The following is a 21,241-nucleotide window of genomic DNA, read 5'->3' as shown; positions in this document are numbered from 1 at the left end:
ACCTACGTTGCCGAGCAACGCAGTGGCGAGACCCCCCGAAGGAGATGCCGTGCCTTCCACCGATGCTCCCGCGCCGGGCCACGGCGGTCCCGACGATCGCCCGGCGACGGCGATCGTCGGACCCGGCGTCGTCCTGGTCGTTCGGCTCACCGCGGCACTCGGACTGATCGCCCTGTGCCTGCTGCTGCTCATCTGACCGCGGACGCCGCTCCGATACGAGACCACCGGCCCGGCAGCGGAACCAACCGCGGCCCCGGCGGACGGCGCAGCCGCCCGCCGGGGCCATATCGGCCGCAGGTGTCAGAGGCTGCGGGCCGTGATGTCGCCTTGCATGGTGGTGGCCTGGATCGCCAGCACGGCGTCGGCGCCGTCGGTGTTCTTCAGCGAGTTGCGGATACGGCCTTGGGTGGTGCCGGCGTCCAGCGCGGCCGAGACCCCGGGGGCGGCGGCGATCGCGATGTCGCCGGAGAGAGTCCGCAGGACCACCGTTCCGCCGACCGCTTCGGCGATGTCGATGCCGCCCCGCTGGGTGCCGATGTCGGCGGATCCGCCGAGGCGTCCGACGGCGACGTCGCCGTCCAGGACGGCGAGCCGGGCGCTTGCCGCCTCGTCGATCTTGACCGTGCCCAGGCCGCCGTCCACGACGACGTCGCCGAGCCGCCCGACGCCGCGGAACTCGGCGCCGCCCGCCTTCGCTTCGACCGCGGAGCCGGCCGGCACCTGCACGGTGACCTCGACGGACCCCGACGGCCCGAAGAGCTTGTTCCTGGCGGGCGGTGCGCACACGATGCGCACGACACCGTCGGTGAAGGCAACCTCGGTCTCCTCCGCGGCCTTCACATCGCGGCTCTTCGCCGCGTTGAACGGCAGCACCTCGACGGTGGTGTCCGCCCGGTCGGCGGCGATGACCTGGACGCGGCCGGCGGGGATGTCGAGGACGACCGAGACGGCGGCGGGGGTGGCGAACTTCTGCATGGCGGGCTCCTTCTTCCGGTCCGGGCGCTTCGTCGACCCGGTGTTTCCGATGAAGGAAACGCTACGTTGCGTTTACAGTCTCGGCAACACAGTCATTGCATGCACGAAGCAAAACCGCAGCTCATCGCTGCAATATCGTTGCAACCATCTGGAGGTCAATGCAACAAATCTTCGACCATACGTTGCAATGAATGAAGCTGAAGGCTACGCTCGGCACCGCCCGAGGACCCAGAATCCCCCGACCGCACAGGAGGCCCGCAATGCCGGGAGGCAGACTCACCCAGCAGGAGCGGCGTCAGATCGCCCTCGGCCTGGCCGAAGGCCTCGCCTACGCGGAGATCGCCCGGCGGCTCGACCGCCCGACCTCGACGGTCACGCGCGAAGTGCTGCGCAACGGCGGCCCCGGGACGTACCGCGCGGACGTCGCGCACCGCGCGACCGAACGCCGCGCGCAGCGCCGCGGACTCCCGGCACGCCAGGACGCGGCGGCCCCGGCGCCGGCGCACGGCCGCGACGCCGAGGCGGTGCACGCATACGAGGAGCTGTTCACCACGGTCCTGGTCGAATCGGGCCTGCCGCTGATGACGGCCCGGGTGATGGTGTGCCTCTACCTGACCGACGAGGGCAGCCTCACCGCGTCGGAACTCGTCCACCGGCTCCGGGTCAGCCCGGCGTCGGTCTCCAAGGCCATCGCGCTCCTCGAAGCCCAAGGCCTGGTGCGCCGGGAACGTGACGAACGCCGCCGTGAACGCTACGTCGTCGACGACGACGCCTGGTACCAGTCGATGATGGCCAGCGTCCGCGCGACCGCCCGGATGGTCGAGATCGCCCGGCAAGGCGCCGGTGTCCTCGGCAGCCGCACCCCGGCCGGTACCCGGCTGGAGAACATCGCGCGCTTCTGCGACTTCGTCTCCGAGAGCATGGCCCGGGCCGCCGAGCAGGCCCGCGACGTCCTCGCCGCCAAGCCGGCGCCGCCCGAGCCGCGTACGGCGCGGTCACGCTGACGGCGTCCCGGGCGGCAGCCGACCTAGCGCGGGTCCCCGTCCAGGGTGCGTACTGCCAGGCCGCTTGCGCCGGTGACCACGACGCGCTCGCCCGCCAACCGCTTGCCGCCCGCGTGGGTCACCAGCTCTTCTGACGGTCCGCCACGAAGTCGACCTGGTGGAAGGGCGCCGACTCGATCGAGTCGAGGACGACGTCCTTGCGCCGGATCAGGTAGCCGGAGTCGGTCCGCGCCAGGGTGAGGTGGACGATGCCGCTGGACAGGGTGCTCGGCCTGCGGTCCACGATCTGGGTGACGAAGAGGTAGGACTCCAGGTCGAGTTCGCCGTCGCGTTCGGCGGTGACGTGGATGTTCGCGGCATGGTGGCGCAGCGGATAGGGGCTGTGCCGGCGGTGCTCGCGGGTCCACGCCATGGCGGCCTCGCGGCCGCGGCAGTCGGACCGGATGAACTCCTCGTGCGGATGCTGCCCGGTCTCGGTGCGCGAGCTGAGGTGGCAGTCGTCGGCGAGCAGGCCGGCAAGCTCGTCCAGCCGGCCCTCGTCGTAGGTGAACCACCAGCGGTGGACGAGCTGGTGCGCCGCAAAATGGTCGTGCACAGTCACGGGAAACTCACTCCTGGTCGGCGTGGTGCAAAGGGGACGGCTCGGCTGACGAGGCTCGGCTGACGGCGTGCGTCGGGCGGCGATTGTCAGGCGGCAGGGCGGGCCCAGTCGTTCACGGGGGTGATCGAGTACGTGGCAATCAAGGCGCGGATGAAGTCCTTGTCGTGCAGCGGGTCCGAGGGTTCGGCGACCTTGACCCCGCGGGTGCGCATGTCGGCCAGCAGGCGGTCGAAGACGATGTCGTGGGTGAGGTCGTCGGAGTGGTCCATGTTCTTCTTGACCTCGTCGAGGTCGCTGTAGACCTCGGCGTTCCAGTGCACGAGGAGCCGCATCTCCTCTGGCCGGTAGCGGCGGATCACCTCGTCGTCCGTGGTGACCGCCCAGTCGCCGTGCTCGGCGTCGTAGCCGATGAGCGAGCGGTGCTTCAGCCCGGGGACGTCGCGCTCCTCGGGGCGGCCGACCGGGTCGCCGCGGTGGAACATCGCCTCGTTCTGCACGACAACCCCCTTGTTCCACAGGGGGTGTTCGAGGCGCTTCGGGTCGCCGAGGGGGCCGTCGGGCCAGTACGTGAACGTGCCGTTCTCCCCCAGGTACCACCACGTGATGACCTGCGCCATCTTCACCAGGTGCTCGGTGAACAAGCCCGACCGGCCCATCACGTTCTGCAGCCACACCGGCGAGTTCTCGATACGGATCCCGCGGAACGTGACCGCATCGATGTGCGAGTTCAACCCGCTGCGGTGCGGACCGCAGAAGTTGAACAGCATCATCGTGGGCCGCGCATACCCCGCCCCACCCCAGTAGTCCTTCGCCAGATCCAGGAACCGCTCGTTGTAGAAGCAGTCGTGGAGCTCCGGGTAGTACACGACGGAATTCTCCGCGAAGAACCCACGAAAGTGCGCCGACGCGATGTCGTCGAGCGTGAAGTCGACCCGCTCCGCCGAACCGCCGTTCGAAGTCGCGACCAACTCCTCGACGGTGTCGAAGTGATGCGCACCGATCGTCGGCCACGGACCGCGGTCCCGGATCACACCCAGCATCCGCGCATGCTGGTCCTCGGTATACAGATCCTGCATCACCCGCGGCGGCGCCGCCGGCCGGAGCACATCGTTGAGCCGCTGCACATCGGTGGTCATGGGAGTCTCCTCACGTCACGGCAGCCGAGACCCCGCGTGCCGTCCTGGGGCAACGAGCGTGGTGTCGGGACCTACACCGCACAGGAATACATGCCGTCGGGCACGACATCAATGGACGCGGCCGTTTTTTTGTATGCCATCCGCAAAATAGCGGCCGCAGACTCCGCCCGGTAGCCCTCCGCCCTCGATCTTGAAGTCATGCATCGATGCATGTATGACTGGTCGGGTACGGCGCCGGAGCGCGAAGCACCTGCGCCCGGAGACGCCACGGAGGGCTCGTTGGAAGACCACGACAGCATTCGCGCCCGGGTACGGGACCTCGTCGCCCGGCACGATCCCGGTGCCATGACGCAGCGCGAGTTCCTCGGGCACCGGTTCGACGCCGGGCTCGCCTGGGTGCACGCACCCGAGGGCCTCGGCGGCCTCGGGGCGTCCCGCGCCCTGCAGCCGGTCGTCGAGGAGGAGCTGGAAGCCGCCGGTGTCCCGCGGCTGAACGGGGCACGCAATCCCATCGGCCTCGGCATGGGCGCCCCCACCGTCCTCGCGCACGGCACGGACGAGCACCGGGCCCGCTTCCTGCGCCCGCTGTGGACCGGCGAAGACGTCTGGTGCCAGTTGTTCAGCGAGCCCGGCGCCGGGTCCGACCTCGCCGGGCTGGCGACCCGCGCCGTCCGCGACGGCGACGCCTGGGTCGTCAACGGCCAGAAGGTCTGGACGTCGCTCGCCCACCACGCCCGCTGGGCGATGCTCCTGACGCGCACCGACCCGGACGCGCTCAAGCACCAGGGCATGACCTACTTCATCCTCGACATGCGGGCCCCCGGCGTCGAGGTCCGCCCGCTCCGGCAGGCCACCGGACAGGCCGAGTTCAACGAGGTGTTCCTCAACGACGTCCGCATCCCCGACACGATGCGCGTCGCCGAGCCCGGCCAGGGCTGGACGGTCGCCACCACCACCCTCATGAACGAACGCGTCGCCATCGGCGCCGCCGCCGCGCCCCGCGAAGGCGGTCCCCTCGGCGAGCTGATGACGCTGTGGCGGGAGCGCCCCGACCTCCGCACCCCCGGCCTCCATTACCGCCTGGTCCGCCTGTGGGCCCGTGCCGAGGCCTCCCGCATCGGCAACGAGCGCTCCCGGCAGGCGTCCGCCGCGGGCAAGCCCGGCCCCGAGGGATCGGCCGCGAAGCTGGCGTACGCGGCGCTCGCCCAGGACACCAGCCGCCTGCATCTGGAGCTGACCGGCGCGGACGCGCTCACGTACGACGACTACACGTTCCGGCGCAGCAACATGACCGGCAGCGGCGAGGTCCGCTGCACCGGCTTCCACTACCTGCGGACCCGCGCCAATTCGATCGAAGGCGGCACCAACGAAGTCCTGCGCGGCATCATCGCCGACCGGGTGCTCGACCTGCCCCGCGAACCGCGCACCGACACCCGGATCCCCTGGAAGGACATCCCCCGGTGACCACCACCAGCCCGGCGAATCCGCCGATCCCCGTGCTCGTGAACAGCGACGTCGAGGACGACCTGCGCGCCGCACTCCGCTCGCTCCTGCGCGAACGCAGCGCGTGGCAGCGCGTGCTGCCGCGCCTCGACACTCCCGACGAGCCGTACGACGACCCGCTGTGGGACACCCTCACCCGGGAACTCGGCCTCGCCGGCCTCCTCATCCCGGAGAAGTTCGGCGGCGCCGGCGCCACGGCCCGGGAGGCCGCCGTGGTGCTGGAGGAACTCGGGCGCTTCCTCACGCCCGTCCCCTACCTGGCCAGCGCCGTCCTCGCCACCACCGCGATGCTCAGCTGCAGCCCGTGGGCGGAGGCGGACATCGCCGACGACCTGGCGGCGCTCGCGGCCGGATCCGGCACGGCAACCCTGGCGGTCTCGGCCCACCTCGGGCCCGACGCGGCCTTCCCCGACGCGGTCGCCGGGGTTCCGGGCGGCACCGGCGGCACGGGCGGCACGGGCGTCAGGCTCACCGGCACGGTCCCCCACGTCCTCGCCGCCGATCGGGCCGATCTGCTGGTCGTCCCCTATGTCGTCGACGGCGCGCCGCATCTCGCGCTGGTCCGCACCGGCGGCTCCGGCGTCGCCGCCTCCCGCGAAACCGCGCTGGACGGCACTCGCCCGCTGAGCGCGCTGGAACTCGACGGCGCCGAGGCCCGCGTGCTGGCAGGCCCGGACGTGGCGGCGGCCGCCCTGCGGCACACCCTCACGACCGGTGCCGCCCTGCTGGCCTCCGAGCAACTCGGCACCGCGGAACAGGCCTTCGAGACGGCGGTCGAATACCTGCGCACCCGGCACCAGTTCGGCCGGCCGCTGGGGTCCTTCCAGGCGTTGCGGCACCACGCCGCCGACCTGTGGTCGGACCTGGCCGCGGCCCGGGCCACCGCCCGCTACGCGGCGGCGTGCGCCGCCGACGACTCGGACGACTTCCCGCTCGCCGCCGCCCTGGCGGCCGCGCACGTCGGCGAGATCGCCGTCCGCACCGCGGAGGAGAGCCTGCACCTGCACGGCGGCATCGGGTTCACCTGGGAGCACCCGGCGCACCTGTACGTCAAGCGCGCCATGAGCGCATCGGTCATGCTCGGCACACCGGACCGCCATTACGCGGCTCTCGCGCAGTTCGCGGACATCCCCGCATAACGCGACGCCTGCGGCGATCGGACGGGCACACCGCTGATCGCCGCAGGCACCCGCGGCTCCCGCACCGCGACCGCTCAGCCCAGGTCCGGCGGGGTATTCGCCGCGTCCATGCGGAACACCCGCCGAGTGATGCGCCGGCCCGCGGCCGTGCGGACCGCATGGTCGGCGAAGCGCCCGGACGTGTGCGCGACGCCCGCGCGTTCGCCGACGGCGGTATTGAACATGCCGAGCATGGAGTAGTGCACCGCCGCACCTTCGGGAGTGGGGCTCGATCCACAGGTCGGCGACGACATGCCAGGTATGGCCGGAGGACCAGCCGGCCCCTGCCCGGCAGTGCGCCGACGGGCTTGTGCACGGCAGCCGAGCCGGTTCCCGCCGGGACTCCAGGGTGTATGGCGTACGCAAATTTGCCGTAGGTGGCTGACTTCTCAGGGATGTGCAGCTACCGTGACCGCACATCTCCGCGCGCAACGACCGTCGTCACCCCGCGTCGGCACGCCCGGCGGGCCCTCACATGCATCCATTCGCCCGCCGGACGTGCCTCGTAGCGCGCGCAATCCACGCGGCACCACCTCGATCGCCCACGCGCCACATCTCGTCACCGGGAGGCACGATCATGTCTGCACGGATTTTTGTACGGCATACACCACACGGCCCGTCCAGACGCCGCAGCGCCGCCGTCGCCGGCCTCGCGGCCTTGGGCCTGGCGATCAGCGCCTGCGGAGGCGGCGGCAGCGGCAAGAGCGCGTCCGCCTCCGGCAGTCCGGCACCGGCGCGGTCCGGCGGCAAGCTGACCATGCTGGCGGTCCAGGACTCCGCCACGCTCGACCCCTTCCGGGTGGTCAACTCCGCTCTGGCGGACGAGCCGCGCATGGCGGCCCTGTACGACCCGCTGTTCGTCATCGACGCCAAGTCGCGCACGGTCGTGCCGCATCTCGGGGAGTCGCTGACCACGAACGACAACGGCGCCACGTGGACGATGAAGCTCCGCCCCGGAGTGGTCTTCAGCGACGGCTCACCGTTCGACGCCGCCGCGGTCAAGCTCAATTACGACACGCAGGCCAACCCGGCGACCCGCTCGTCGCACATTGCGGTCGCCGCGGCCGTCAAGACCGACGTGGTCGACAACCTCACGCTGAAGCTGACCCCGGTGGGCGCGCCGAACCCGAACCTGGACCGCGGCATCGCGACCGAACTGACGTACATCATGGCCCCGTCCGCGATCGCCAAGGGCCCGGAGAAGTACGGCTCCGAGCCGATCGGCGCCGGACCGTTCGTCCTCAAGAGCTGGACCCGCGGATCCGAGCAGGTATTCGAGCGGAACCCCACCTACTGGCAGAAGGACAAGGGGCTGCCCAAGCTCGACCAGATCACGATCAAGAGCATCCCGGACATCAAGCAGGAGTACAACACCGTCAAGTCGGACCAAGCCGACCTGTTCATCAGCTCCGACGGCAAGGTCCTCGAGCAGGCGAAGAAGGAGTTGAACGTCGCCGAGTCGGCGACCGACGGCGGACAGATCATCCAGTTCAACCTGCGCAAGGCGCCGTTCGACGACGTGCGGGCCCGGCGCGCGCTGACGCTCGCCTTGGACCCCGCGGACATCCCGAAGACCTTGAACAACGGCTACGTGCCGGCGAAGAGCTTCTTCACCGCCGACAGCCCGTTCGTCGACCCGGCGGTGACCCAGCCTCCGCAGAACAAGGCGGAGGCGCAGCGGCTGTTCGACGAACTCGCCGCCGAGGGCAAGAAGGTGGACTTCAGCTACCTCGTGCCGCAGAACCCGTCGTCCCTCGCGGTCGCGGAGTACATGGCCAGCCGGCTCAAGGAGTTCCGGAACGTCTCGATGCGCGTCGAAGCCGCGGAGATCGGCGCGTACATCGTCAAGTACGCGGTCCAGCGCGAGTTCCAGGCGACGCTGACCCAGGTCTGGGCGGCCGACCCGGAACCGCTGCTGTTCGGCTACTGGTACTCCCAGAGCCCGTTCAACATCGGCGGCTGGAACAGCCCCCAGGCGGACGCCGCCCTCGCGGCCGGCCGGGCGAGCACCGACCCGGCCGTCCGCAAGCAGGCCTATTCGGATCTGCAGAAGGCCCTGGTCGCCGACGTCCCGCTGTGGTCGTACGCGGAGTCCCTGTGCGGCACGATCTACAGCGGCAAAGTCACCGGCGTCGAGAGCTACAACGCAGGCGTCGTCTTCATGGACCGACTCGGCCTGAAGTAGCCCTCGGGGAAACGGCCTCGGGGCGCGGCGGCGCCGACCGGAAGCGTCCGGACCTTCCCGCCCGCGCGCTGCACACATAGCGCGCGGGCGGGGCAGGCTCATCGGAAGGTGTGGCTCCCGGGCCCGGCGGTCAGCCTGCGCCCGTCCGGAAGGCGGATGTCGGCTTCCGTCCCCGAGGGGACCGTGACGTCGAGGACGAAGCGGCCCTCCGCCAGGCGCCACGCCGACGCGATCGTCCCGTACGGTGACACGAACTGCGCCTCCGCAGAGGTGAGTCCGCCGCCGGGACGAGGCTCGATCGTGAAGCGGCGGTAGCCCGCCGAGTCCGGGCCGGGCTCGGCAGGCGGCCGGATCCCGGCCACGTGCGTGTGCAGGAAGGAAATGACCGCGCCCTTGCTGTAGTGGTTGAGCGACGCGTGGGCTTTGCCCTCGGCGTCGATGCCGTGCCATTCCTCCCAGATCGTGGTCGCGCCCCGGTCGATCATGGTGAGCCAGGACGGCTCGGTGTCCTGGAAGAGCAGGTCGAAGGCCAGATCGAGGTGCCCGGTGTCGGCAAGTACCGGCAGCAGGTAGGGAGTCGCGAGGAATCCCGTGCCGACGTGCGTGCCGGCTTCGCGGATCAGGGCGACCAGCCGATCGGCGGCCGCGTCGCGCAGCTCGTCCGGGACGAGGCCGAACGCCAGGGCGCGGACGTAGGTCGCCTGCGTGTCGGGGCTCATCCTCCCGTCGGCGGCCAGGTATTCGGCGCGCCAGGCACGCAGCGCACCGTCGGCGAGGCGGGCGAAGCGCTCCGCGTCGCCGGGATGCCCGGTCAGCGTCGAGATGCGAGACAGCAGCGCGGCGGAGCGATGCAAGTACGCCGTGGCGACCGCGCCTTGGTCCGCGGTACGGAACGCGTCCGGGTCGACGTCCGGTTCGCACCACTCGCCCCAGTGGAAGCCCGCATCCCACAGGAACTCCTCGTGGGCCGCGGGCTCCGGGCGCGCGGCGACGCGGGGGTGGCGGCGGGTCCGCGCGCGTTCGGCGGCGAATTCGACCCAGCGCACCATCATGGGCCGGAACTCGTGCAGGATGTCCGGGTCGCCGTAGACGCGGTACAGCTCCCACGGCACGATCACCGACGCGTCGCCCCAACCGGACGACCCGGCGAATTGGTCGAGCAGTTCGGCCGGCAGATGCTGGACGGCCTTGCCGCCCGGGTCCGGTGCGAAGTTCGTCAGGCAGCCGTCGTCCCACTGGTCGACGGCCAAGTCGCGCAGCCATTTCACCGAGAAGCCCGCGACGTCGTACAGGAACGCCGCGGTCGGGACGTACAGCATCCAGTCGCCGGTCCAGCCCGCGCGCTCCCGCTGCGGGCAGTCGGTGGGGATGTCGCACGCGTTGCCGCGGAAGCTCCACTCCGCGATCTCGTGGAGCCGGTTGATCCGCTCGTCGGCGCACCGGAAGGTGCCGGTGCGCCGCAGGTCGCTGTGCACGACCACGCCGGTGACGTCGGCGATCTCCAGCGGACGGCCGGCGCCCTCGACGCGGACGTATTGGAACCCGTGCGTCGTGTGGCGCGGTTCGAAGACGCCGTCCGCGGTGTCCGGGCCGACGACGCGGTCGACCTGCCCGGCGGGCAACGGCGCGCCGGTCTGGAACTCCACGCCGCGGAAGTGCTCCAGGTCCACGTCGCCGTCGGCGCCGCGCGCCTCGGAGTGGCCGAGGGTGAGGGTGTCTCCTTGCGGCACCGTGGTGCGGACCCACCCGTTGATGTTCTGGCCGAGGTCGACGACCTGCACGCCGGACGGCAGCACGGCGACGGATGCCGGCCGGATCTCCTCGATCCGTCGGACGGGCGGCGCCGGTGATGCGGTCAGGCGGGCGAAGTCGGCATACAGGTCTCCGTGCCCCTCGCTCGCCTTCGCCCACGCTCCGTCGTCGAAGCCGGGTGACGACCAGCCCGGCCGGGCGCGGCGGAGGTCGTGGCTTTCTCCGTCCATGAGGTCGGCTGCGGTGATCGCGCCGGGCGCGGTGCGCCACGTGCCGTCGGTACCGACCACGAAGACCGACGCGTCGTCGCCTTCCACGTGCAGCTGGGCCAGGAACGCCGTGCGTTCGCCGAAGCTGTCGGCGAGGCGCATGGCTCCCGTGCGACCCCGGAACCAGCCGTCCGACAGCAGGGCGCCGATTGCGTTCGGGCCTTCGCGGAGCAGGGCGGTCACGTCGTAGGTCTGCACGTGCAGGATGTCGCGGTAGGCCGTGTACCCGGGCGTCAGCTCGAGGTCGCCGACGCGGTGGCCGTTGAGGAACGCCTCGTAGATGCCGTGCGCGGTGGCGTACAGGCGGGCGCGGCGCACGCCCGCCGGCAGGGTGAAGTCCCGGCGCAGGTGGTACGCGGGCCGCTGCCCGGCCTCGGGCCGCGGGTCCGGCTCGTCGGGCTCGATCCAGCGGGCCGTCCAGTCGCCGGGGTCCAGCAGCCCCGTCTCCCACGAGGAGGGCTCCGACCAGGCGCTCTCCCCCAGGTCCGTCCAGACCTTGACCTGCCAGGGGACGCGTTGCCCGGATCCGATGTCCGGGCCGTCGTAGCCGACCAGCACCGAGCGGTCCGACGCGACGCGTTCCGACTCCCAGACGTCGGTCCTGAGCGTGTAAGCCAGTTGCCGCGTCGCGCCCGCGGGAAGCCGCCACGACAGGCGCGGCCTCCGCACGTGCAGCCCCAGAGGCGCTTCGAGGTGTTCGACGCGGAGACGGTCCGGGGCGTTCATGGCACTCCTGCAATTGAAACGTTTCGATCAACGGCGACGCTAACCAATAGAAACAAGGGGTGCAAGGTTTTGCGCCCCAGTGGGCCTTGGGGCGACTCCCGGGCCGCTGTCGACGCCGGACGGCCTACGGCGCCGACTCGCGCGCCCCCCTCAACGTCGACAGAGCCGCACTGGGCGCCGGGGCACACCTCGACCGGATCGTGACAAAAGTTCATGTGCACGAAACCTGGCGCCCCTCGGTTTTAACTTCTAGGCTCACCCCACGCCCGCCTTCGCCAAGGCATCGGGCGACCTTCCGAATGAAACGATTCACAGCCCCGCGTCCCGCCGCAAGGTCCGCGGCAGGCTTCCCGGTCGTCCGGGAATGCCGGTAATGTCTTGGAGACCTGTTATGAGCACGACCGCCCCTCCGCTGGACCAGACCGACCCGCCCGGCGCCGCGCCCGGCGGTCGAACGGAGCACCCCAAGGCGTACTACATCGTCCTGATGGTCGCCTTGGCCTGGCCCACTGTCGTGCTGTCGATGTCCGGCCTGCTGCTGGGCAACGCCCAGGGGCTGATCGCGCAGCATTTCCACACCACGCAAATCGCCTGGTTCACCCTGATCACCACGCTCGTGTCGACCATGAGCGTGCCGTTCCTGATCAAGGCCGCCGACATGTACGGCAAGAAGCGGGTCATGGTCGTCGCGTCGGTCGCCGGAGTCGTCGGCGAAACCCTGTGCGCGCTCGCGCCGACCTGGGGCCTCATGCTGTCCGCGCGCTTCCTCGTCGGGATCTACGCGGTCGTGACCGCCTTGACGTACTCGATCGTGCGCGACGTGTTCCCCGCGAAATGGGTGGGCACCGCCACCGGCGTGGTCGCCACCAGCACCGGACTCACCGCGCTCGCGGGCCCCTGGCTGTCCGGCTGGCTCCAGGACAACCACGGCTTCCGCGGCGTCCTGTGGTTCCTCGCCGTCAACAGTCTCGTCGCCCTGGTCCTCCTCCTCGTGTTCGTACCGGAGAGCCCGCTGCGCGGCGCCCGCACCTCGTTCGACTGGCTCGGCGGCCTGCTGCTCGGCGGCAGCGCCACCGCGCTGGTCTACGGCATCGGCAAGGGCAGCGAGTGGGGCTGGAGCGCCGGATCGACGCTCGCGTACCTGATCGGCGGCGCGGCCGCCTTGGCCGCCTTCGTGGTCGTGGAGCACCGGGTCGCGCACCCGCTGCTTCCCGTCCGCCTACTGGCGGACCGCAGACTGCTGCTGATCCTGCTCGCCGGCGGAGCCGGGGCCGGCGTGCTCTTCTCCGCCGGCACGATCAACCAGCTCCTGGCCCTCTATCCCAGGATCCCCGGCATGTCCGACGGTCTCGGCTACACCGCGACCGAGAATGCCGCGCGGCGTCCACTCCAGCATCCTGCTGCTGCTCTGCGGCTTCGGGGTCGGCTGGATCGCCAACCGGTGGAGCGCGAAGATCACCCTCGTGGCAGGGCTGGCCGTGGCGCTCGCCGGCCTCCTGGTGACGCACAACTACCACTACGAGAAGTGGCAGTTCATCGTGTTCGGACCGCTCTTCGCGGTCGGCATGGGCCTGGTCATCGCCTCCGGCCCCGTCCTCGTCGTCGAAGCCGTACGCGCCGAGGACCAGGCCACCGTCAACGGGGTCAACAGCCTGATCGGCGGCGTGCTGAGCGCCATCTCCACCCAGGTCATCTTCTCCGTCCTCAACGACCGGGCCAACGTCGTCCAGGGCACGTCGCTCTACACCGACGGCGGTTACAAGGCCGCCTACACGGCCGCGGCCGTGATGCTGGCCGGGGCCCTCGTCCTGGCCCTCTTCATCCCCAAGGTGCGCACCGCCGCCGCGGCCGCCGCCGACAGCCCGGTCGCCGCCCCTCGCTGAACAAGAGGCCGGGACCGAGGCGCACGGCCCCGGTCCCGGCCGTCAGCGCGCCGCAGGACTCGTGATCATCGTGACCAGCGCGTCCACCACCTCGGCCATGTCGACGGACGGATCGATCAACCACTGCAGCTGGATGCCGTCCACCGCCGCCACGAGCAGGTGCGCGAGGACGGCGGCGTCGACGTCGTCCCGGGCCCGGCCGTCCTCCTGCATCACGGCCACGCCGGTGCGGATCGCGGCCCGCAGTTCCGCGTAGCGGCGGGCGAAGTACGGTCCCGCCGGATGCCCGGGCTCGGGAGCGGCCGCGGTCATCGCCACGTACAGCCGCACCAGGCCGGGGACCCCCATGTTGTGCCGCACCGTGCGGACGATCGCCTCCAGTGAGTCCGCGGCCCCCTCCGCGGCCGCGGTCGACTCCTGGTCCCGCTCGTCGATGACGGCGAGGAACAGCTCTTCCCGCGAGCCGAAGTAATGCAGCACTCCGGTGTCGGTGAGCCCGACCCGTTCGGCGATCGCCCGCAGCGACGCCTTCCGGTCCCCCTCGGAGGCGAAGACCTCGAGGGCCGTCTCGAGGATCTGCGCACGACGGGCCACGCCCTTGGGATACGGCTTCCGCGCCCTACGGCCACCGACGGCCGGCTTGTCACTTGTCACCCGACGAACGTACCCAACCCACCGTGTGCCGGCTCCGCCCGGCGGCCGAGGAGGAACCATGCCCAGCAAGGCGTTCGCACTGATGGAGACCATGATCCGGGCCGGGAAGACGAGCCCCCCGGTCGACCGCGCATCGGAGCGCCGCGCCGCCGCGGAGCACGCCGCGATGTACCGCCCCCTGGCGGGAGTGCGCGACGAGCCGGCGACCGAGCTGCGCGACGGCTCCTACCTCATGACTCCCGAGGAGCCGCGCGACGACCTCGTCATCGTGTACTACCACGGCGGCGGCTTCATCTCGGGCACCGCGGGCATATGCCGCGCGCTCGGCGCACATCTCGCCCTCGGCACCGGTGCCCGGGTCGTCCTGCCCGAGTACCGCCTCGCACCCGAGAACCCCTACCCGGCCGGGCTCGACGACTGCGAGGCGGCCTTCGCCTACGCGGCGACGCTCGCTCCCCGCGTGGTCGTGGCAGGCGAGTCCGCCGGGGCGAACCTCGCCATGGGAGTGCTGCTTCGGCGCGCGGCCGCGGACGACCGGCGGGCCGTGGCCGGAGTGCTCTACGCCGGCGTCTTCGACCAGCGCAACGAACGCTACGCTTCGGGGAGTTGGCAGGAGCGGGCGGACACCGACCCGGTACTGGGCGACGCGGACGGTTCCATGAGCACGCTCTACCTCGGGGGGCAGCGGGCCGACGACCCGCTGGTGTCCCCGGTCCTGGCCGATCTCCGCGGACTTCCGCCCCTGTTCATCCAGGCCTCCAGCGCGGAGCGGCTCCTCGACGATTCGCTCGAGCTGGCGGGGCGCGCGGCCCGCGCGGGCGTCCACGTCGAGATGGAGGTCTGGCCGCGGATGACCCACGCGTGGCAGCTCGCCGCCGGTTTCGTGCCCGAGGCCACCGAAGCCGCGGAGCGCGCGGCGTCGTTCGTCAACCGCGTCGCGGAGGGCCGCGTCGTGGACGGCGCGGCCCTCCTCGGCGGCCCGGCCTCACTCGACGACGTGCTCTGACCCTGCTGCATGTCGACCGCTTCGGGCGGCGCCGCGGTCGAGGCGACCCCGCGGTGGGAACGCGAGGCCGAACGGCTTCTTTCCTCCTGCGGTCCGGGCGTCGAAGGCCGCGGCCGTCGCCTGAGGATCGTCGTCCCTGGCGCCGAGCCGGTCGGCCGGCGGCGACGTGTCGCTGAAGATCCCCCGGGCCGCCGCCCCGACCGCCGGCGAAGCGCCGGTCCGTCTCGGCCGCACGGAGACCGTCCACGATGGCGCGCCGCGCATGGTCGAAGAGCCGAGGGCCGCCGAGCGTTATGGCCGGGGTACGCCCGTCCGACAGGCGGGCAGGACGGCCCGCCGGTGTGGCAGCCCCGTCAGTACGTCCACCGCACCGGGCGATCCATCAGCTCCGGGTAGCGGTGGCGCCAGTAGTTCTCGGCCTCGGCGAGGTGTTCGCGCATGGCCGTTTCGGCGCGGTCGGGATCACGCGCACGAAGCGCGTCGACGACGGCCTCGTGCGCGTCGGCGATGGCAGCCTGTTTCCGCGCCGAGTACTGCACACCGACCCGGACACCGTCCGCGATCGCGTGCAGCGTGTTGACGAAGACGTCCAGCACGACACTCTGCGCGGCCTCCGCGATCAGCGTGTGGAAACGCTGGTTCTCCGCGACGAAGACCTCGTGGTCGCCCGGGTCGGCACGCAACGCCGCGATGCTGGCGTCGAGTTCGTCCAACTGGCGGTCGCTGATGCGCTCCGCCGCGCGGCGGGCGATCATCGGCTCCAGCGCGGTGCGGGCGTCCGTGACATCACGGAACGACGCCCCCTCGACCTGCAGCACCAGGCTCAGAGCCTCGCTGAGGCTCGCCTTCGGCGGACGGCGAACGATCGGCCCACCCCCGGGCCCGGTCTTGAGAACGATCAACCCGCGGGTCTCCAGAAGCCGCAGCGCCTCGCGCACGGTCGGACGCCCGGCACCGTACCGGGCCATCATCTCCTGCTCGTTGGGCAAACGTTCGCCGGGACCCACCTGGCCGGACAGAATCGGCTGCGCCAACACATGGGCGAGCCGCTGCGACGACTTCGGCGCACGCCAAGACGTCACAGCGGGGTTCTGGTCGGCGGTTTCGGCCATCGCGGCGGGTCCGGCATCCTGGTCGGTCGGAGAAGATCCTGTACGGGACAGCGTAGCCGGACACCGCCGCCGACCTGCGGTCTCCCGACGCGAACGCCGGCCGGGCCGGGTCCGTCATTCGCCGCCGGGACCGAGGGCTTCGAGGATGGCGGCCGTGTGCTCGCCGTGCAGCGACGGCGCCCCTCCGCAGCGGGGCCGGACCCCGTCGATGCGCAACGGCGAGGCAATCAGGCGCACCGTGCCCGCCGGATGCCCGACGTCCTGGGCGACCGGCCCGTCCCACCGGGCTCCGTCGTCGACCGCAAGAAAGACACGGTCACAACCAAACCGGCGAGAAGACAGAACCCGACGACATCGCCGCGCACTGCCGCGCCAACCTCGCCGGGTTCAAAGTCCCCAAATACGTCGTCGTCACCGACACACTCTCGAAGAACCCCAGCGGCAAAATCCTCACGCGAACTACGCGACACCTACGCGCACTTGGCGGAGGAAGACGGACCGCACCGACCGCCACCGGGGTCGGCCCCGGCGGGCGCGGCAACGCGCTCACCAGGGGTCCGGGTTGCTGAACAGCGGCGACATCGGCGCGCTCAGGCGGGCCGGCCCGGGCCGGCGGGCCGGTGAGGGCGGGCCGGTGAGGGCTTCGATCGCGGCGATGGTGGCGTCGATGACCGTGCCGTACAGCCGGTCGAACGCCTGCGGGAGCCGGTCGATGATCGCGCCGATCTCGGCGCGGTCGGTGTCGTCGCGCTCGTCGGCCTCGTCCAAGGCGGCGCGCAGGACCGTCACCGTCTCGTCGGCGGGCCTGCGTGCGGCGGCCATCGACGCCTGTCCGACGATCGTGGTGCCGACGAGGGTGATGGCGAGTGCCTGGTCGTCCTCGCTCAGCCGCAGGGGCTCCAGCACCCTTGTCAGGATGACGAACGAGGGCAGCCAGGCGGGCTGCCGGGTGGAAACGATGTACGGCAGCAGCTGCGGATAGGGCCGCAGGCTCTCCATGCTCAGGACCATCCACTCGCGCAGCTGGTCCTGCCAGGTTCCGGGGGACAGCTCGGTGATCGAGACCTTGAGGTCCTTCGTGAGCCGGTCCGCCACCGCGTGCAGGAGGTCATCGCGGTCCGGGAAGTAGCGGTAGAGCGCCATCGGCGCCGAACCGACCGCGTCCGCAACGGACTTGATGGTCAGCGATGCATGCGGGTCCTCGTACACCAGGCCGACCGCAGCCTCGACGATCAGGTCGCGCGACAGCCGCCGGGGACGGCCCCGGCCGCGCCGAGGGGTGTCGTCGGGTTGCTGAGCCATGTTCCGTCCCTTCGCCACGCCCCCGTCGGGCGGTGCGTGCGCGTCCAGGGTACGCAGTTCGGCCCGTGCGCCACCCGGCAGACCCGGGTCCGGTCAGGAACCGTCCGCGTGGTCGGCCCCGAGGGTGGCCCGCCACACCGCCGTCAACGTGTCGAGCATGGCGGACCGCTCCCGGTCCCAGCGGCCCGACTGCCACGACGGCATGAGGGTCTCGAGCTGGTTGATCAGCAGAAACGCGCGCCTTTTGGCTTCGGGGCGGGTGAAGTGCGACCACCGCTCGGCCGGCCGGGTCAGCGACCGGATGAACTCCTGCTGGTGCGCGGCGTGCTGGCGGCGGAGGGTGTGCGGAAGCTGTTCGGCGAACAGCTTGAGGGCTTTCTTGTTCTCCTCGCCGGTCTCCACGTACTCGGCCAGCCAGCCGCGGATGCTCGCGGCCGACCAGTCGGGCAGCTCGGCGAACGCGGCGAACTTGCGGCCGGTGTCCGCCCAGATACGGTCCGCCAGCTCGCCGACGATGTCGGCCTTGCCGGAGAAGTGCAGATAGAACGTCGCACGGGCGGCGCCGGCGCGGACGGCCACGTCGTCCACGGTGGTCGCGTCGTACCCCTTCTCCTCGAAGACGTCGACGGCGGCGGACACCAGGCGGGCACGCGTGAGCTGCTTGTGCTGCGCGCGCAGGTCCGGGGCCGGGGCCCCGGAGCCCGGCGCGGTCCGTCGACGCGTGGCGGGAGGCATGCCCACAGCGTAGTCGCCCCCGTCCGGCCGCCGCGGCGGCCGGTCACGCTCCGCCACCGCGGGTCAGCCCCGCGGATCCGGCCCGACGGCGTCGCGCAAGGCGCGGCAGGCGTGGTCGAGCGCGTCGGATGCCTCGGGGACGCGGGCGTAGTACGAGAGGAAGCCGTGCGTCGTGCCCTTGACCTCCAGCACCGTGATGCGGCCGCCCGCCTCCTCGACCTTGTCGGCGTAGGCGTATGCGTCGTCGATGTTGAGGTCGTACTGCGGGGCCACGATCAGGGCCGGCGGCAGGCCGGTGAAGTCCTCGGCGTACAGCGGCGAGAGGTAGGGGTTGCGCAGGTCGGCGCCGGCCGCGTAGGCCCGCCACATCGACTGCGAGGTGCTGCGCTTGAGCATCGGCGCGTCCGCGTGGGCGACGGTCGCGGGGCGCTCGGACAGCGCGTCCAGCCCCGGGTAGGCCAGCAGCTGGAACGCGAAGCGCGGGCCGCCGCGGTCGCGCGCCATGAACCCGGCCACCGCGGCGAGGTTGGCGCCCGCGCTGTCGCCGCCGAGCGCGACCCGGTCCGGGTCGACGCCGAGCAGGTCCGCCTGCTCGACGACCCAGGCGGCCGCCGCGTAGAAGTCCTCCAGCGCGGCCGGGAAGACGTGCTCGGGAGCCAGCCGGTACTCCACCGAGACCACCGCGCAGCCACTCCGGTTGGCGATCTCCCGGCACAGCCCCTCGTGGGTCTCGATGCTGCAGATCGACCACCCGCCGCCGTGCGCGAACACCAGCGCGGGGAGGCGGTCGCCTGCGGCCGGGTAGTACACGCGCACCGGAATGCCGCCGCCGGGGCCCGGCACCACATGGTCGGCCAGCGCGTGCACCTCGGGGCGCGGCTGGAGCGCCGCGGCCGCGTCGGAGCGCGCGCGGATCGCGGCCACGGATTCGGGGGTGACCTCGGGCAACGGCGGTATCACCGCCATGATCCGGGCCAACTCCGGTACCAGGACGAATCGTTCCGACTCGGGGACCGACATCACGCCTCCGCTCCGGCCGCACCGCACACGGCGGTCAGCCGCACACCTGAATAGACACCGTGTCTACCTTGGGCCGATCATGCACGGCCAAGCTCCCGGCGTCCAGAGTCACGCCCCCGCAGGAAACCTCCCCGTCCAAGGCGCCCTGGACATCGCCCGGCGCCGTATGCATCATGACCTTCGCTAGACACTCTGTCTATTCTCTGGCTACGGAGACCTCCGATGAACGACCGCCCCGTATCCGTCTACCGCCGTCCCGTCCCGGACGACCTCCCCCTCACCGGCCCCGGTGGCGATCCCGCGTCGGTCCGTGCGCGGCTGGCCGACGCCGAGCCGCGCACCTTGCTGATGGTGCTCACCCACCTGACGCGTGACGTTTCCCACCTCGACCGGTTCGCCGCGGTGTGCGACCCGGCCAACGCGGAATCGGGTGCCGAGCGGGAAGCGGACGAGATACGCGACTTGCTCACCGACGTCCTGACCACGTCCGCACCTCGGGAGACGGGTCCGCTGCCGAGCGATCTCTTCCGGCGCATGGCTTCCGCCTACGTCCACGAGCCGGTCGACGAAGAGTTCGTTCCGCTGCTGCTCGACCAGTGCGGCTTCGCCAAGCTGGACGGCGCACCGGCCGCCGCGGACCGCGGGCCCGGCGGCGACGGATTCCACGTGGTCGTGGTCGGCGCGGGCCTGTCGGGCATCTGCGCGGGGATCAAACTCGGCGAGGCGGGCTACAGCTACCGCATCTACGACCGCAACAAGGACGTCGGCGGCACCTGGCTCACCAACGTCTACCCGGGCGTCGGCGTGGACACCCCGAGCCACTTCTACTCGTACTCGTTCGAAGTGAACCCGGACTGGCCGGAGTTCTACTCCAGGGGTGCGTACGTCCTGGACTACCTGCGCCAGTGCGCGGACGGCTACGGGGTCCGGGAGCACATCGTCTTCGAGACCGAGGTCGTGTCCTGCGCCTACGACGACGCGTCCCGGCGTTGGGCGGTGACCTCCCGCGGCCCCGACGGGACCGAGGAGGTCGAATGGGCGGACGCGGTGATCACCGCCATCGGCGTGTTCCAGGGCGCCGTCCGCCCGGACATCCCCGGGCTCGGCGACTTCGCCGGAACCGTCGCGCACACCGCCGAGTGGGACCCGTCCCTCGACCTGTCCGGCAAGCGGGTGGCCATCGTCGGCACGGGAGCCAGCGCCATGCAGGTCGGCCCCGCGATCGTCGACGACGTCGCCGGCCTCGCCGTGTTCCAGCGCACGCCGTCGTGGGTGATGCCGCGCCGCAAGGACGACCTGACCGTGCCCGAGGGCGCCCGCTGGGCGATGCGGCACGTCCCCTACTACGGCGAGTGGTTCCGCTTCCTCACGTACTGGTTCGCCTCGGACGGCAACTTCGTGCGCGTGGTCGTGGACCCGGACTGGCACATGCCCGACGTCTCCGTCTCCAAGGAGAGCGAGGCCATGCGGCAGTGGCTGCTGGCCTACGCCCGCGAGGAACTCGCGGACCGGCCGGACCTGTTCGAGAAGGCCATCCCGAACTATCCCCCGTTCGGCAAGCGCATCCTGCGGGACAGCAACTGGTACCGCATGCTCAAGCGGGACCACGTCGACCTCATCACCGACCCCATCACCCGGGTCACCGCGGATGCCGTGGTCACCGCGGACGGCCGCGAAACCGCGGCGGACGTCCTGATCCTCGCCACCGGCTACCAGGTCCTGCCGATGCTCGGCCAGATCGAGGTGACCGGGCGCGGCGGCACCCCGCTCGCCGACGTCTGGGGCCACGACAACCCCCGCGCGCACCTCGGCACCACCGTCCCCGGCTTCCCGAACCTGTTCGTCCTCGCCGGCCCGAACAGCGCCCCCAACCACGGCGCGGGCGTCAACATCCTGGCCGAGAGCCAGATCCACTACATCATCGGCTGCCTCGACCTGCTCCGGGAACGCGAAGCCCGGGCCCTCGAACCGCGCCAGGACGTGCACGACGCCTACAACGAGCAAGTGGACAAGGCCCTCGAAGGCCGCGTCTGGAGCCACCCCAGCGTGCGCAGCTACTACCGCAACAGCACCGGCCGAGTCGTCGTCTCCTGCCCGTGGCGCCTGGTCGACTACTGGACGATGCTCCGCTCCCCCGACCCGGCGGAATACACGCTCGACTGACGGCGCACCGGGTTCTCCCCCGCGCCCGAGAGACCGC

Annotated in this window: 18 protein-coding genes and 1 pseudogene; 9 read left to right on the top strand and 10 right to left on the bottom strand. The window is 71.4% G+C overall.

All coding sequences use genetic code 11. From position 1 onward, the window contains the following. Nucleotides 1–49 precede the first annotated feature (49 nt). Nucleotides 50–196 (top strand): hypothetical protein, encoded by a 147-nt coding sequence (locus ACPA54_RS29580; RefSeq protein ID WP_423534447.1) that lies wholly within the window; start codon nt 50–52, stop codon nt 194–196. A gap of 104 nt (nt 197–300) precedes the next feature. Here the strand turns inward: ACPA54_RS29580 and ACPA54_RS29575 are convergent, their stop codons facing one another. Next, on the bottom strand, nt 301–975 hold the full coding sequence (locus ACPA54_RS29575) for a DUF4097 family beta strand repeat-containing protein (protein WP_423534446.1): 675 nt from the start codon (nt 973–975) through the stop codon (nt 301–303). A gap of 260 nt (nt 976–1,235) precedes the next feature. On the opposite strand from ACPA54_RS29575, the gene ACPA54_RS29570 reads away from it, so the two are divergent. Further along, nucleotides 1,236–1,979 carry a helix-turn-helix domain-containing protein gene (locus ACPA54_RS29570; RefSeq protein ID WP_423534445.1) on the top strand — a complete coding sequence of 248 codons (744 nt, stop codon included), beginning with the start codon at nt 1,236–1,238 and terminating at the stop codon, nt 1,977–1,979. 118 nt (nt 1,980–2,097) lie between these two features. On the opposite strand, the gene ACPA54_RS29565 is transcribed toward ACPA54_RS29570, so the two are convergent. Both ACPA54_RS29565 and ACPA54_RS29560 read right to left on the bottom strand, forming a co-directional pair. Continuing rightward, nucleotides 2,098–2,580, bottom strand: a complete 483-nt coding sequence (locus ACPA54_RS29565; protein ID WP_423534444.1) for a nuclear transport factor 2 family protein — start codon at nt 2,578–2,580, stop codon at nt 2,098–2,100. Between the two features lie 86 nt (nt 2,581–2,666). Continuing rightward, the gene (locus tag ACPA54_RS29560) at nt 2,667–3,716 is read right to left on the bottom strand and encodes a hypothetical protein (protein ID WP_423534443.1); all 1,050 of its coding nucleotides are present in this window, start codon (nt 3,714–3,716) and stop codon (nt 2,667–2,669) included. Between the two features lie 279 nt (nt 3,717–3,995). On the opposite strand from ACPA54_RS29560, the gene ACPA54_RS29555 reads away from it, so the two are divergent. After that, nucleotides 3,996–5,180, top strand: coding sequence for an acyl-CoA dehydrogenase family protein (locus ACPA54_RS29555; protein ID WP_423534442.1), 1,185 nt, complete (start codon nt 3,996–3,998; stop codon nt 5,178–5,180). Next, a complete protein-coding gene (locus ACPA54_RS29550; protein WP_423534441.1) occupies nt 5,177–6,358 on the top strand; it encodes an acyl-CoA dehydrogenase family protein in 1,182 nt (393 codons plus the stop codon). The genes ACPA54_RS29555 and ACPA54_RS29550 overlap by 4 nt, the downstream gene beginning before the upstream one ends. A 74-nt stretch (nt 6,359–6,432) precedes the next feature. Here the strand turns inward: ACPA54_RS29550 and ACPA54_RS29545 are convergent, their stop codons facing one another. Then, the gene (locus ACPA54_RS29545; RefSeq protein WP_423534440.1) at nt 6,433–6,603 is read right to left on the bottom strand and encodes a hypothetical protein; all 171 of its coding nucleotides are present in this window, start codon (nt 6,601–6,603) and stop codon (nt 6,433–6,435) included. Between the two features lie 371 nt (nt 6,604–6,974). On the opposite strand from ACPA54_RS29545, the gene ACPA54_RS29540 reads away from it, so the two are divergent. Then, nucleotides 6,975–8,582, top strand: coding sequence for an ABC transporter substrate-binding protein (locus ACPA54_RS29540; RefSeq protein WP_423534439.1), 1,608 nt, complete (start codon nt 6,975–6,977; stop codon nt 8,580–8,582). Nucleotides 8,583–8,680: 98 nt separating this feature from the next. On the opposite strand, the gene ACPA54_RS29535 is transcribed toward ACPA54_RS29540, so the two are convergent. Then, complete coding sequence (locus tag ACPA54_RS29535) at nt 8,681–11,329, bottom strand: family 78 glycoside hydrolase catalytic domain (protein WP_423534438.1); 2,649 nt, start codon at nt 11,327–11,329, stop codon at nt 8,681–8,683. Between the two features lie 364 nt (nt 11,330–11,693). Here ACPA54_RS29535 and ACPA54_RS29530 point away from each other — a divergent pair. Both ACPA54_RS29530 and ACPA54_RS29525 read left to right on the top strand, forming a co-directional pair. Beyond that, nucleotides 11,694–12,590, top strand: a pseudogene (locus ACPA54_RS29530) (MFS transporter); the annotation flags it as partial. A gap of 109 nt (nt 12,591–12,699) precedes the next feature. Continuing rightward, complete coding sequence (locus tag ACPA54_RS29525) at nt 12,700–13,212, top strand: MFS transporter (RefSeq protein WP_423534456.1); 513 nt, start codon at nt 12,700–12,702, stop codon at nt 13,210–13,212. Nucleotides 13,213–13,254: 42 nt separating this feature from the next. Here ACPA54_RS29525 and ACPA54_RS29520 read toward each other — a convergent pair whose 3' ends face one another. Further along, nucleotides 13,255–13,806 carry a TetR/AcrR family transcriptional regulator gene (locus ACPA54_RS29520; RefSeq protein WP_423534437.1) on the bottom strand — a complete coding sequence of 184 codons (552 nt, stop codon included), beginning with the start codon at nt 13,804–13,806 and terminating at the stop codon, nt 13,255–13,257. 118 nt (nt 13,807–13,924) lie between these two features. Here ACPA54_RS29520 and ACPA54_RS29515 point away from each other — a divergent pair, with 118 nt between their 5' ends. Further along, nucleotides 13,925–14,872 carry an alpha/beta hydrolase gene (locus ACPA54_RS29515; protein ID WP_423534436.1) on the top strand — a complete coding sequence of 316 codons (948 nt, stop codon included), beginning with the start codon at nt 13,925–13,927 and terminating at the stop codon, nt 14,870–14,872. Nucleotides 14,873–15,225: 353 nt separating this feature from the next. On the opposite strand, the gene ACPA54_RS29510 is transcribed toward ACPA54_RS29515, so the two are convergent. From ACPA54_RS29510 to ACPA54_RS29495, 4 genes are all read right to left on the bottom strand, one after another. Continuing rightward, the gene (locus ACPA54_RS29510) at nt 15,226–15,984 is read right to left on the bottom strand and encodes a FadR/GntR family transcriptional regulator (protein ID WP_423534435.1); all 759 of its coding nucleotides are present in this window, start codon (nt 15,982–15,984) and stop codon (nt 15,226–15,228) included. 546 nt (nt 15,985–16,530) lie between these two features. Next, complete coding sequence (locus tag ACPA54_RS29505; RefSeq protein WP_423534434.1) at nt 16,531–17,286, bottom strand: TetR family transcriptional regulator; 756 nt, start codon at nt 17,284–17,286, stop codon at nt 16,531–16,533. Nucleotides 17,287–17,379: 93 nt separating this feature from the next. Continuing rightward, nucleotides 17,380–18,021: a TetR/AcrR family transcriptional regulator gene (locus ACPA54_RS29500; RefSeq protein WP_423534433.1), complete on the bottom strand. Its 642-nt coding sequence runs from the start codon at nt 18,019–18,021 to the stop codon at nt 17,380–17,382. A gap of 63 nt (nt 18,022–18,084) precedes the next feature. Beyond that, a complete protein-coding gene (locus tag ACPA54_RS29495) occupies nt 18,085–19,041 on the bottom strand; it encodes an alpha/beta hydrolase (RefSeq protein ID WP_423534432.1) in 957 nt (318 codons plus the stop codon). 222 nt (nt 19,042–19,263) lie between these two features. Between ACPA54_RS29495 and ACPA54_RS29490 the strand changes: the two genes are divergently transcribed. Then, nucleotides 19,264–21,204 carry a flavin-containing monooxygenase gene (locus ACPA54_RS29490; protein ID WP_423534431.1) on the top strand — a complete coding sequence of 647 codons (1,941 nt, stop codon included), beginning with the start codon at nt 19,264–19,266 and terminating at the stop codon, nt 21,202–21,204. Nucleotides 21,205–21,241 lie beyond the last annotated feature (37 nt).

The organism is Uniformispora flossi (assembly GCF_049534875.1).
Lineage (GTDB): Bacteria > Actinomycetota > Actinomycetes > Streptomycetales > Streptomycetaceae > Yinghuangia > Yinghuangia aomiensis.
The sequence above is the reverse complement of the archived record's forward strand: the minus strand, read 5'-3'. Positions and strand labels throughout refer to the sequence as shown.